Genomic DNA, 13,537 nt, shown 5'->3' with positions numbered 1-13,537 from the left:
CATTCAGGTAATGAATATGGATTATTTGAAAAAGGAGAAGGAACCTATGAAACAGTTTGATTATGCAATGGTAAAAGATCCGGAGTATTTCCGTGACGGTCGTCTGGATGCACATTCTGATCATGTGTATTATGCATCTGAGGAGGAAGCCGTTGACAGAGAGACGTCTTACCGCGAGTCTCTGAACGGACTCTGGAAATTCCAGTATGCGAGAAATTATGAGAGTGCGATCCCGGGATTTGAAGCAGAAGAGTACAATTGCAAAGACTGGGAAGATATTTATGTACCGGCACATATCCAGATGGAAGGCTATGAAGTACCACAGTACGCAAATGTGCAGTATCCGTGGGAAGGACATGAGGAAATCAATCCGGGTGAGATTCCGACACATTTTAATCCGACTGCAAGTTATGTAAAATATTTTACTGTTCCGGAGCAGATGCAGGGAAAACGTTTGTTTATTTCCTTCCAGGGTGCAGAGAGCGGACTGGCTCTGTGGCTGAATGGAAAGTTTGTTGGATACAGCGAAGACTCTTTTACACCATCTGAATTTGAACTGACAGAGTATGTAAAAGAGGGTGAAAACAAGCTGGCTGCACAGGTGTTCAAATGGACTGCCAGCAGCTGGTGTGAGGATCAGGATTTTTATCGTTTTTCCGGTATTTACAGAGATGTATACCTCTACACGGTTCCGGAAGTGCATGTAAACGATCTCCGGATCCGCGCAATTCCGGATGTGTCTTTGGCAAGTGCTGATTTTGAACTTACGACAAAGACATGGGGAAAGGGACAGTTAAAAATTGTTCTTTCCAAAGAGGGTAACGTTGTTCTGGAAGATGTGAAAGAAATTTCTGATGAAGATACATTTTCCTGGAAGATGGATGCACCGGTACTCTGGAGTGCAGAAGATCCGCAGTTGTATGATCTGGAACTGACCGTATCAGATGAAAACGGAAACGTGCAGGAGATCATTCCGCAGAAAGTCGGATTCCGTCGTTTTGAAATGAAAGACGGTATCATGACATTGAACGGAAAACGTATCGTATTTAAGGGTGTAAACCGTCATGAGTTCAGCTCCGTTACAGGAAGACATGTGTCAGAAGAGGAACTGCGTAAGGATCTGACCACCATGAAGTTAAATAATATCAATGCTATCCGTACCTGCCATTATCCGGATATGTCCAAAATTTATGAGCTGTGTGATGAATATGGTTTGTATATGATTGATGAGACCAATCTGGAGTCCCACGGTTCCTGGGATGTCGCTGAGATGACCAAAGACTTTACATATACTGTTCCGTATAACAAACCTGAGTGGCTGGGAATGATGCTGGATCGTGCAAATTCCATGTATCAGCGTGATAAAAATCATCCGGCTATCCTGATCTGGTCCTGCGGTAATGAGTCTTTCGGTGGAAAAGATATTTTTGAAATGTCGCAGTTATTCCGCAGCGAAGATCCGACCAGACTGGTTCACTATGAAGGTGTCTTCCATGATCGCAGCTATAATGACACCAGTGATATGGAAAGTCAGATGTATCCGTCTGTAGAAGCAATCAAGGAGTTCCTCGCAAAAGATAACAGCAAACCGTTCATCTGCTGTGAGTATACCCATGCGATGGGAAATTCCTGTGGTGCAATGCACAAATATACAGATCTGACGGATACAGAGCCGAAATATCAGGGTGGATTTATCTGGGATTATATTGATCAGTCCATTTATAAAAAAGACCGTTACGGAAAAGAGTTCCAGGCATACGGCGGAGATTTCGGTGAACGTCCGACAGATTATAATTTCAGTGGTAATGGTATTGCATATGGCGGAGACCGCGAGGCATCTCCTAAGATGCAGGAAGTGAAATTCAACTACCAGAATATCACAGCAAAAGTAAGTGAAGATAAAGTAACGGTGATCAATAAGAATCTGTTTGTAAATACAGATACCTTTGATGCAAAAGTGATTCTGGCAAAGGATGGAAAAGTTATCTGTACAAAACCACTGGCAACAGCAGTTGCACCGTTGAGTGAAGAGACCTATGAGCTTCCGATTGCGAAACAGGAGCGTCCGGGTGAGTATACCGTAACTGTATCTTTCCATTTAAAAGCTGATACAGTATGGGCGAAAGCAGGACATGAGGTAGCATTTGGTCAGTATGTATATCAGGTAGAAAAAGAGCCGGTTGTATGCACCGATGAGATTGAGATCATCCGCAGCACACACAATATCGGTATCCGTGGTGCACATTTTGAAGTGCTGTTCTCTGTATTAAATGGTGGTCTGGTATCGTATAAATATGCAGGTCGTGAGATGATCGAGTCCATTCCAAAGCCGAATTTCTGGCGTGCACCGATCGACAACGACTGCGGAAATCTGATGCAGATGCGTTATGCACAGTGGAAGATTGCAAGTATGTACCTGAATTTCAAAGATTATCGCGACGGTATTTATGTGGGAGGACATCAGCCGCAGCTTGAGGTGAAAGAGCATTCCGCAGTGGTATCTTATACTTATGTAATGCCGACTACACCGATGGCAGAGTGCCATATTTCCTATGAAGTATTTGGCGATGGACGTGTAAAAACAACGCTTACTTATGATCCGGTCAAAGAACTGGGGGATATGCCGGAATTTGGCGTGATGTTCAAATTTAATGCAGACTATGATCATGTGGAATGGTACGGACTGGGAGCAGCAGAGACTTACGCAGATCGTAAACATGGTGCAAAACTTGGCATCTACAAAAATATGGTAGCTGACAATATGGCGCATTACATGGTTCCGCAGGAATGTGGTGCAAAAGAAGAAGTACGTTGGGCAAAAGTGACAGACCGCAAAGGCCGTGGAATGTTATTCGAGATGGATCCTGAAAACGGACCGATGATGTTCTCCGCACTTCCGTATACACCGCATGAGATGGAAAATGCAATGCATCCGTATGAACTTCCGGAAGTTCATTACACCGTAGTACGCGCTGCAAAAGGTCAGATGGGAATCGGTGGTGATGACAGCTGGGGTTCCAGAACACATGAAGAATATTTGCTGAAAGCCGATGAGAAGATGACATTCAGCTTCGTATTCAAAGGATTATAAAAAATTTGTTTATCTGTGTAAAGGGCAAATCTGAAGCAGAAATCCAGACAGACACGGATGATTTTCTACCTCCGCTGCGCCGCTTATCTCCGCCTCCTCCCGCGAACTCGCACGCAGAAACAGCGTGCTCAGACACACTCACGGAGGCGGGCTATGCTCGCTACGGTGACGAAAATCAACCTACCGTCTTGTCTTGGATTTTGCTTTCAGATTTGCCCTATTTACTTGATGGCACCGCGTGCCACGCGCGCATATAATCTAACAATAATTCGACTTTTTGTTGCGCACGCAGTGTCGATGTATGAATAGCTAATATTTGAAAGAGTGAATAAATCAGTGCTACCGTTATTACCATAATATTTTTCAAAATTTTAGCTGTACTGGAAACACTGAATGTCGTATTTAGTACGATACTATTACGACAAGTTTTTTAGCGGCATCATTGACAATGTCGTAAACGTAAATGAAGAGAGCAGGCTATTTTTTTTCTGGCAGGCGATTATTAGCCGCCGGAACAAAATAGCCTGCTCTCTTTTTGTAAACATACCGTTTAGCCGCAAAAGAATGATAAAAACAGTGTTACAAATTTTTTGTGGTAGATAAATTGATGCTTGTAAATGACAGGATATTGACGTAGATTTTCCAAATGGGGTATACTGCTAGATATAGTTAATTTAGAATTGTGGGAATACGAAGATGATTATGATCAGATTTTGTGTTATGGGATTTCCTTTTATAAAAAACATTGTCTGATTCAAAAAAATAGAATGACTAACAGTAAGTAGAAAGAAGCAGGATAATACAATGAACTTAGCAGGAAAAAATATAAAATGCATTGCCTTTGACCTGGATCATACGGTGATCAATTCTGATGGAACCATGTCAGATGCCACACGGACAGTGATCGAGCAGGCTATTGCAGAAGGGATAGAAATTGTACCGGTGAGCGGTCGTGCGTTTGCGACATTTCCGGAAAGCATCGGTCAGATCAAGGGCATTTCATACGCGGTGACTTCCAATGGAGCTGCGATTTACAATAAGAAAACAGGAGAGCGGATTCACGGAGTTGCCATTGAATACGCAGATTTACATAGCATTTTGGATGCGTTTGCACATTATTTTCATAATGGACAGATTACATATGAAGCCTTTGTGGACGGTGTGGCTTATGGTGGCAGAGAGTATGTGGAACATCCGGAGGCTTTCGGTGTGCCGGAGCGGAATGTGGCATATGTGCAGTCCACACGAAAACCGGTGGATGACATCATTGCGTTTCTGTCAGAGCATGAAGAAGAACTGGACAGTCTGGATATTGTGGCTGCGGATACAGCGCTATATCGAAAAATTGAAGAACAGATTTCCCTCGTTACCAAATCGGTATACACGACATCGGCGGTATCCTATCGTCTGGAGATCTCACATAAAAATTCCGGAAAAGCAACTGGTCTAGCTTATGTGTTGAAGCTGCTTGACATTACGCCAGAGGAAACCGTTGCTTTTGGAGATGGGGACAATGATGCGGAGATGCTGGAGTTTGCAGGACTTGGTGTGGCTATGGAAAATGCCACAGAAAACTGTAAGGCGGCTGCGGATATCGTTTGTGATTGTTGCAAAAATGATGGAGTGGCGCGTGTCCTGTACGGCTTTTAGAACGTAAATGTAAGGTGTGAAACTTCTTGAAAAGCCATGTATGCTAAGTACATCGTGTAAATAAGGAGAAGAAATTTTATGATCTGGTTTATCATTGCAACACTGGTTGCATTTTTTATCAAGGGGTTATGCGGCTTTGCAAACACCTTGATTTTTAACGGGATTCTCAGCTACACGGCAAACAATATCAACATTTCACCGCTGGAAGTTGTGCTGGGATATCCAAGTAATATTATTTTAGTCTGGAAAGAGCGAAAATCTCTGAACTGGAAAATCTGGCTTCCACTGACTGCTTTGGTTGTGGCAGGTAGCATTCCGGGAATCTTTTTGCTGAAACATACGGATGCGGGGCTGTTGAAAGTAATTTTTGGCATTGCGGTCATTGTCATTGGCGTGGAAATGCTGTTTCGGGAAATGAAAAGTAACAGAGAAAGCAGCAACAGAAAGCCCGGTGGTTCTAAACTTGTGCTGGTATTGATCGGAATTATTTCCGGCCTGCTCTGCGGGCTGTATGGGGTAGGTGCACTGCTGGCAGCTTATGTGAGCAGAGTGGCAGAAAACAGTCATGAATTCAAGGCAAATATCTGTGTGGTATTTGTGGTGGAAAATACGATCCGCATTATTTTATATGTGGCGACTGGAATCCTGACACTTTCCGTGCTCAAGCAGGTCGTGATCCTGATTCCATTTATGCTGGCAGCAGTATTTCTTGGCATGAAGAGCAGTTCGGTTCTGAATGAAAAAATCATTAAGAAGATTGTGATCATTCTGTTGATTCTGTCTGGTATCGTGTTGATTATCAACAATATTCCAGGGTGAGTTTTCCGGTTAAGCGTATGTGAAAAGCGACGTTATATAATCTTACGTTTTTTCAAAATCCAGAACTCTATGGCAATCACGCAGAGACTGATGGCGATGATCAGCGGATAACCAAAACGGGCATCCAGCTCCGGCATGTGTGAAAAATTCATACCGTACCAGCCGGTGATGACGGTGAGCGGAAAGAAGACGGAAGTCAGAACCGTCATCAGCTGCATGGTTTTATTCTGCTTGTGGTCGGATTGCGCCTGTTCAAAATCCCGCAGGGTCTGGCAGTAATCGATGGACTGCTGTGCCACCTGCTGGAGACGGCAGGCCCGGTCACCGATGAGCTGAAGCAGCTGCAGCCGTTCCGGATCAAAATAGTTCCGGACGTTGCCCTGCAGCTGTCCGGCCATATCATCAATCTGTTCAAAATAATTGCGCAGTCGGGTCAGTTCCCGCTTATTTTTTAATAACCGGGGCATCAGGTCACGAATGTTGCCACGCATGGCATTTTCTTCCAACAAAAATAATTTGCGTTCATAGGATTCTAAAAGTTCCATATCATCCGTCAGAAATTCCGAAAAAAAACCGTATAAGAATAATTCCGGTGACATGTCCTGACTTTCATAACGATGGATCATTGTCTCAATGATGCGGTCAGGCACGGAATCCTCCGATACAAATACAATGCTGGATTCATTGATATAAAACGTAAAACAAAATGATGTTTCCAGCAGCCGTTTCCGGTCAGGGATACACAGACTTCCGGAGATATAGCGGGGATAGATCTCTGCCTTACAGCTTCGAATGATGGTATTTTCCAGACCGGCGTAGGGTGGAAAACGCAGAGAGACTTTTTGCTTCTCCCATTGTGCGGGAGATAAAGTCAGTACGTTTTCTATACAAATGGGATTATTTAAAGTCGAAACAGGAGAGGCTGGATTCGTCTGGCCGGAATTTGCCTGGTCAGAATCGTGTTGAACAGGATCCGTCTGAAACAAGTTTAAATCCGATTTGTAATCTGGTTTTGTTTTTTTCAGGCGAGCATGCAGTGTATAATACATAAAAACTCCTTGGGAATGGTTATGGCAGATTTTGTTATAGAACAGAAAATTTTTGTTTCCGGAATCAGGGAAACAGAAAGATCTGCTGTGGATAGAATATCCGGAAAATGCAGTTTTTATCAGTGGATTCTGACAAAAAGCATTGCATATTTATCCAGATTCGGTATAATTAAATAATGGTGTATCAAAAAGCCATTTCTATAAATTTGGAGGAAATACATGTCACAAGCAGTAGTCATAAAAAGTAACAAATATGGAATTAATCTGGTTCTGGACAAAACAATGCCTTTTCGGGAACTGCTGGTTGCCATAAAGGAGAAATTTCTGGAATCTGAGAAGTTTTTCAAAGATGCAAAAATGGCGATTTCTTTTGAAGGACGTGAGCTGACACAGGAGGAAGAGTACCAGATTATAGAGACTATTACAGAGAATACAAGTATATCGATCATCTGTATTGTGGATAATGATGAATCCCATGCGGATCTGGTAAAGCAGCAGATTGATGCTTATTATGATTCCGTGTCCGGCCGGGAAGGCGAGTTTTATCGCGGTACTCTGCGTTCCGGACAGGTGTTGGAGAGTGTATCCAGCGTCGTCATCGTCGGTGATGTCAATCCGGGAGCAAAAATTATCTCACAGGGCAATATCGTGGTGCTCGGAGCTTTGAAAGGTAATGCTTATGCAGGAGCAGCCGGCGACAGCAACTGTTTTATCGTGGCTCTTGAGATGGATCCGATCCAGATTCAGATTGGTGATATTTTGGCAAAGAGTCCGGATCACAAGAAGATGAAACCACGCAGACTGCGCCGAAAAGAGAAAACTCCGGTGACACCTGAAGCACAGATCGCAGTGGCAAAGGGCGGCAATATTTACATAGAGCCGGTCACACGTGGAAGTTTGAATGATTATACAAGATGAGAGATGATTCCTGCCAGCTGGCAAGGAGTCGTAAAAATGCGAAGCATTCTTGAACAAGTAAAAATGATGGAGGACTGGATGCAATGAGTGAAGTAATTGTTATTACATCAGGAAAAGGTGGAGTTGGTAAGACAACGACTACCGCAAACGTGGGTACAGGACTTGCCCAGCTGAACAAAAAAGTCGTACTGATCGATACGGATATCGGACTTCGTAACCTGGACGTGGTTATGGGACTGGAGAACCGTATCGTATACAATCTGGTAGATGTTGTGGAAGGAAACTGCAAGATCAAACAGGCACTGATCAAAGATAAAAAATATCCGGAATTATATTTGCTGCCGTCTGCACAGACAAGAGATAAGACATCTGTTTCTCCGGAGCAGATGAAGAAACTGACCGATGAACTCAGAGAAGAGTTTGATTATATCCTTCTGGATTGCCCGGCAGGTATTGAGCAGGGATTCAAAAATGCGATCGCAGGTGCTGACCGTGCCATCGTTGTTACCACACCGGAGGTATCTGCAATCCGCGATGCAGACCGTATCATCGGACTTCTGGAAGCAAATGAAGTAAAAAAGACAGAGCTGATCGTTAACCGTCTTCGCATGGATATGGTGAAACGCGGTGACATGATGTCCGTGGAAGATGTATGTGATATTCTTGCGATTCCACTGCTTGGTGCAGTTCCGGATGATGAGCATATCGTTATTGCAACAAACCAGGGTGAACCGTTGGTAGGAACAGATTGTCTGGCAGGACAGGCTTATTCCAATATCTGCAAACGAATCCTTGGTGAGACAGTAGAATTTTTGAATCTGGAAGAGAAGCAGACCGTATTTGATAAACTCAAAAATTTATTTAAGAAAAATTAGGGAGGGCTTTTACCATGGGATTTATGGATTTTTTCAAAAGAAAAAGTTCCGGGGATGTAGCGAAAGACCGCCTGAAATTATTACTTGTATCAGATCGGGCGAATTGTTCCCCGGATGTGATGGAACTGATCAAAAATGATATCATCAAAGTGATTTCCAAGTATATGGAGATTGATGCAGAAGGACTGGATATCCAGATTACCCAGACAGAATCTGATACAGGAAATGGAACCGTTCCGGCGTTGTATGCGAATATTCCGATTCGTGACATGCATCATACACCGAAGAAAGAGGAAGAAAAATAAGAGCAGGCTGAAGGTACAGAGCAAAATGGGGGCAGTCAGTCTGAAAAAAGTCATTTCCAGGGAGTGATTCCCGGAGATGGCTTTTTTTATAACTGTAAAAAATACACAAAAACAAATCGACGTATTTTTGCAAAAAGTCACAAAATTATTAAAAGAATACACAATTTACTGACTTTTTGTGGTGGGATGTGGTATACTTTATATAACGGTTATCAAATGAAGCAGAAGAAAGGAGCGTTGTGTATGTTTGAAAAAGGGGAATATGTCGTATATGGAAGCAAAGGTGTCTGCAGGATACAGGAGATTTCACATGTAGATATTCCCGGTGTCGATCAAAAGCGGCTGTATTATATCATGCATCCGGTGCAGAACAGCGGACAGACGTTGTATCTGCCCACGGACAGTACAAAGGCAGTGATTCGACGGGTAATGACAAAAGAAGAAGCCAACCGTCTGATTCACGACATTCCTTCCATTAAAAAGCTGGAAGTACCGAATGAAAAACAGCGGGAAGCAAGTTACAAGCAGGCATTGCAGGGATGCAGCGGACGGGACTGGATCAGCATTTTGAAGACATTGAACCAGAGAAAAGAAGAACGGCTGGCGGCAGGCAAGAAAATAACCGCACTGGATGAACGGTATCTGCGGGTGACAGAGCAGGAATTGTACGGAGAACTTTCTGTTGTGTTAGGAATCGAAAAAGAAAATATGCATGATTATATACAGGAGCAGATTGCAGCTTTATAGTGGTATGGATGATTCCGGTTCAAAAAGCAGAGTAATAGATAAAGGATCAGATAAAACCCAAAGAGAATGATAAGATAAAGTCAGAACAGGCTTTATCTTTTTTTTTGCAAAAAAAAGTGCTATACTGAGTTAGATAATGTCTTTTGATCAAGCAGGAGGCAGGGAAATATAGTTAAAAGGAGTACATTGTTAATGGAACAGAAAATAAAAGAGAGTTTTTTTACAAAAGATCCGACTTTTTACCGGACGCTGTTTCCACTTTTGATTACCGTTGCATTACAGAATATTGTGGCATACAGCGTGAATATGGCGGATAATATCATGCTCGGAAGTTATAGCCAGAATGCGTTATCAGGAGCGGCAACTGTAAATCAGATTTTTTTCATGGTTCAGCAGATCACTCTTGGAATCGGAGAGGGATTTGTTGTGCTGGGTGCCCAATACTGGGGACAGGGAAGGATGCAGCCGATCCGCAAGCTGACAGGTATCGCATTAAAGCTGGGTCTGATCTGTGGAATTATTACAATTCTGATCTGTACGTTTATTCCGCATCTGGTAATTTCTATTTTTACCAATGATCCGGAGATCATTGCGGAAGGCGTTGCTTATCTGGGAATCATCAAGTATACGTTCCTGTTGTTTATTATTACAAATGTGTTGATGGCAGCATTGCGCTGTGTGGAGACCGTAAAGATTTCTTTCTATATCTCCATCGTATCCCTGATCGTTAATGTGGGAATCAACTATGTGCTGATCTTCGGACGATTCGGTGCACCGGAGCTTGGTATCCGTGGTGCAGCGATCGGAACACTGGTAGCACGTATTGTAGAACTGGGAATTGTTGTTGTATACATGCTGAAAATCGATAAAAAGCTGAAGCTGTTCAGTGAGAATTTTATGAAATTTGACGCAGCTCTTCGGAAGGATTACGCCAAGGTAGAGATTCCGGTTATGCTTTCCCAGGTATTATGGGCGGTTTCCGTACCATTCCAGACAGCAATCCTGGGACACCTCTCTTCTGATGCCATTGCAGCAAACTCTGTGGCAACGACATTTTATCAGTATCTGAAAGTAATCGTGCTGGCGATGTCATCTTCCTCTGCGGTTATGATAGGAGCTTCCGTCGGACGTGGCGATATGAAACGGGTAAAATCCGATGCACGCACGCTGGTTGTTATCGATCTTCTTATCGGCGTGGCACTTGGCGTAGCACTGTTTGTCCTGCGAAAACCGTTACTGACGTTTTACAATCTGAATGATACGGCAATCGTGCTGGCAGATCAGCTTATTATTGTTATGAGTTTTATTATGGTAGGTATGTCTTATCAGATGCCGGTCAGCATGGGAATTATCCGGGGTGGCGGAGATGCCAAGTTTTCTATGGTCATGAATATGATCAGCACATGGGCCATCGTTATTCCGTTGTCTTTTATGAGTGCATTCTGGTGGCACTGGTCCGTTGTGGGCGTAGTCATTATGATCCAGTCCGATCAGGTATTCAAAGGACTGCCGACTTTTATCCGTTTCCGCAGCTATAAGTGGGTGAAAAAACTGACCCGTGAGGATGCGTAAGAAAACGGTGGAATATATTCACAATTAATTAAGAACTATTTGTTAATAGATATGGTACAATGAGTGCAAGTCCCCGAAAGGAGTTTATCTATGGCAACAAAAAAGAAAAAAGTGCGTTCACATGTCAAGCGTGTGAAATTACAACAGAAGAAAAATCCTGTTTCGCAGGAAAAATATGAAAAACGACTGAAAGTAGCGAGAAAAAAAGATTTTTTCCGCAGACTGCGCAATGTAATCCTGATACTAGCAATCGCTTTTTGTGCACTGTTTGCCGCAGGCAATCTGATGCTGAAGAAAGCGACCGGACAGACATTGATCGGTTGTATGCGGGAAGCAAAAGATCTGGTTGACAGCAGTACACCGGATACATTCCGGCTGGCACAGACATCCTACATATACAGTGATGACGGTACGCAGTTAGCAGCACTGGCAGAGTCAGAAGATGCCACTTATCTGGGCTATGAAGATATTCCGGCAGATGTTGTCAATGCGTTTGTGTCAGTGGAGGACCGCACATTCTGGAATAACAGTGGTGTGGATTACAAAGGAATCCTGCGTGTATGTGTCAATTACGTGAAAACAAAAGGACAGGTAGCAGAAGGGGCAAGTACCATTACCCAGCAGCTGGCGCGTGGAACCTTTCTGTCAAATGAAAAGACGCTGTCACGTAAGATTAAGGAGATTTTTATTGCACGACAGCTGACGAAGAAATATACGAAAGAGCAGATCATGGAGTTTTACTGTAACAGCTGCTGTTTCGCAAATGGTATTTATGGTGTGGAAGATGCATCCCAGAAGTATTTTGGCCGTTCAGTCAGTGATCTGTCACTCTCGGAAACTGCGTATATCTGTGCGATTCCAAACCGTCCGGAGTACTACAATCCGCTGAAAAACAGCGAAAACGCGATCTCACGCCGGAACAAAATCCTGCAGGATATGTACGAATGTGATTATATTACAAAGGATGCAGGTGATGCGGCACTGGCAGAGAACATTACAGTGGCAGAGGTTAGCGACGAAGAAGATACTTTTTACAATTATGAGGCGACCTATGCGATCAACTGTGCAATCCGTTATCTGATGAAACAGGATGGATTTGAGTTCAAGTCTCATTTTGAAGATGATGCCGATTATGATACTTATAATGCGTATTATGACGAGATGTACAAGCAGGCAAAGCACAAACTATACACCGGCGGATACAAAGTTACTACGACCATGAATCTGAAAGCACAGAAAAATCTGCAGAAAATTTTTGATAAAGAACTTGCTTTCAATACGAAGGTGGATGAAAGCACCGGAATTTATCAGTTCCAGGGTGCAATGACGGTTATCGACAACGAAACCGGTAAAGTCGTGGCAATGATCGGCGGACGTTCCCAGGATGAACTGCAGCAGACCTACTCTCTGAACCGTGGATTCCAGAGCTTTAAACAGCCGGGAAGTTCCATCAAACCACTGGTTATCTATACACCGGCACTGGAGGAGGGCTATGATGCCAATTCCACACTGACAGAGATTGACGTGAAAGCTGCAAAGAAGAGCACTTCCGAGAAAATCAGTAAGATGAGTGGAAAGAAAATGAGCCTCCGTTATGCGGTGGAAGACAGTAAGAATGGTTGTGCGTACTCTCTGTACAATATTATTACACCGAAAGTCGGACTTTCTTATATTGAAAATATGAATTTCTCAAAGATCGTGCAGCAGGATTACACGCTCAGTTCCGGTCTTGGTGGTCTGCATCATGGAACGAATACGGTGGAGATGGCAAATGCATATTCTACCCTGGAAAACCATGGTGAGTATCGGCAGGCAGACTGTATTTCCTCTATTCTGGATGCAAGCGGCAATGAGATCTATGAGGAACCGGAGAGTAAAATGGTATACACCCGTTCTGCATCGGATCAGATGACAGATATTCTGGAAGGCGTGTTAAATTCCAGTGCAGGTACGGCAAAAGGATTGAAGTGGAGCAGTGCATCTGATGTGGCTGCAGCTGCAAAAACAGGTACCACAAATGATAATAATGTGGCATGGTTCTGTGGATATACACCGTATTATACGATTTCTGTATGGGTTGGTTACGATTATCCGAAATCTGTAAAAGGTCTGTGGGGTAATACATATCCGGCTTATATCTGGAAGGAAGCAATGCTGTATATGATCGATGGAAAAGATGAGGCTGATTTTGATCTGGAAGGAAAGAAAGCAACCGGAAATAAAAATGTGATTTCCGATGAGGATGACAGCAGTGCACCGGAAGAAAGTACAGATACGTCTGTGACAAATCCGGATGATGCACAGAATACAACAGATACGAATCCGTCCGGCGGGGATCACAGTACGGATAGCAGTACAGATTCTACAATTGACGGAAATGTACCGCAGGGAACAGAGGATATTTCCGGTGGAACTATATCGAATTCCAATAAATCAGAGTCTGCCGGAGGAAGTTCTGAAAGCAGCAGCACAGGCGGAGAGAGTTCCGGTGAGTCCGATACAACACAATAG

10 protein-coding genes are annotated in these 13,537 nt (G+C 43.4%); 9 read left to right on the top strand and 1 reads right to left on the bottom strand.

Translation table 11 applies throughout. The features are described from left to right. Window positions 1-46: 46 nt before the first annotated feature. The 3 genes from ACIRUQ_RS11755 (at window position 47) to ACIRUQ_RS11745 (ending at window position 5,560) form a co-directional block, all read left to right on the top strand. Window positions 47-3,091, top strand: a complete 3,045-nt coding sequence (locus ACIRUQ_RS11755) for a glycoside hydrolase family 2 TIM barrel-domain containing protein (protein WP_055290585.1) — start codon at window positions 47-49, stop codon at window positions 3,089-3,091. A gap of 804 nt (window positions 3,092-3,895) precedes the next feature. Continuing rightward, window positions 3,896-4,741: a Cof-type HAD-IIB family hydrolase gene (locus ACIRUQ_RS11750; protein WP_055290571.1), complete on the top strand. Its 846-nt coding sequence runs from the start codon at window positions 3,896-3,898 to the stop codon at window positions 4,739-4,741. A 78-nt stretch (window positions 4,742-4,819) separates the two neighbouring features. After that, window positions 4,820-5,560, top strand: coding sequence for a sulfite exporter TauE/SafE family protein (locus ACIRUQ_RS11745; protein WP_021738643.1), 741 nt, complete (start codon window positions 4,820-4,822; stop codon window positions 5,558-5,560). A 32-nt stretch (window positions 5,561-5,592) separates the two neighbouring features. On the opposite strand, the gene ACIRUQ_RS11740 is transcribed toward ACIRUQ_RS11745, so the two are convergent. After that, on the bottom strand, window positions 5,593-6,609 hold the full coding sequence (locus tag ACIRUQ_RS11740) for a CorA family divalent cation transporter (RefSeq protein WP_055290570.1): 1,017 nt from the start codon (window positions 6,607-6,609) through the stop codon (window positions 5,593-5,595). Window positions 6,610-6,828: 219 nt separating this feature from the next. On the opposite strand from ACIRUQ_RS11740, the gene minC reads away from it, so the two are divergent. From minC to ACIRUQ_RS11710, 6 genes are all read left to right on the top strand, one after another. Next, a complete protein-coding gene (gene minC / locus ACIRUQ_RS11735; protein WP_021738646.1) occupies window positions 6,829-7,527 on the top strand; it encodes a septum site-determining protein MinC in 699 nt (232 codons plus the stop codon). 83 nt (window positions 7,528-7,610) lie between these two features. Next, window positions 7,611-8,402 carry a septum site-determining protein MinD gene (gene minD / locus ACIRUQ_RS11730; protein ID WP_021738647.1) on the top strand — a complete coding sequence of 264 codons (792 nt, stop codon included), beginning with the start codon at window positions 7,611-7,613 and terminating at the stop codon, window positions 8,400-8,402. A 14-nt stretch (window positions 8,403-8,416) separates the two neighbouring features. Next, window positions 8,417-8,707 (top strand): cell division topological specificity factor MinE, encoded by a 291-nt coding sequence (gene minE / locus ACIRUQ_RS11725; protein WP_021738648.1) that lies wholly within the window; start codon window positions 8,417-8,419, stop codon window positions 8,705-8,707. 243 nt (window positions 8,708-8,950) lie between these two features. After that, window positions 8,951-9,454 (top strand): CarD family transcriptional regulator, encoded by a 504-nt coding sequence (locus ACIRUQ_RS11720; RefSeq protein WP_022035325.1) that lies wholly within the window; start codon window positions 8,951-8,953, stop codon window positions 9,452-9,454. A 192-nt stretch (window positions 9,455-9,646) separates the two neighbouring features. Beyond that, window positions 9,647-11,026 (top strand): MATE family efflux transporter, encoded by a 1,380-nt coding sequence (locus ACIRUQ_RS11715; RefSeq protein WP_022035326.1) that lies wholly within the window; start codon window positions 9,647-9,649, stop codon window positions 11,024-11,026. A 90-nt stretch (window positions 11,027-11,116) separates the two neighbouring features. Continuing rightward, window positions 11,117-13,537: a transglycosylase domain-containing protein gene (locus tag ACIRUQ_RS11710; protein ID WP_055290569.1), complete on the top strand. Its 2,421-nt coding sequence runs from the start codon at window positions 11,117-11,119 to the stop codon at window positions 13,535-13,537.

Source organism: Eubacterium ramulus (assembly GCF_045002895.1).
Classification (GTDB): domain Bacteria; phylum Bacillota; class Clostridia; order Lachnospirales; family Lachnospiraceae; genus Eubacterium_I; species Eubacterium_I ramulus.
This window is presented reverse-complemented; position numbering and strand designations above follow the sequence as displayed.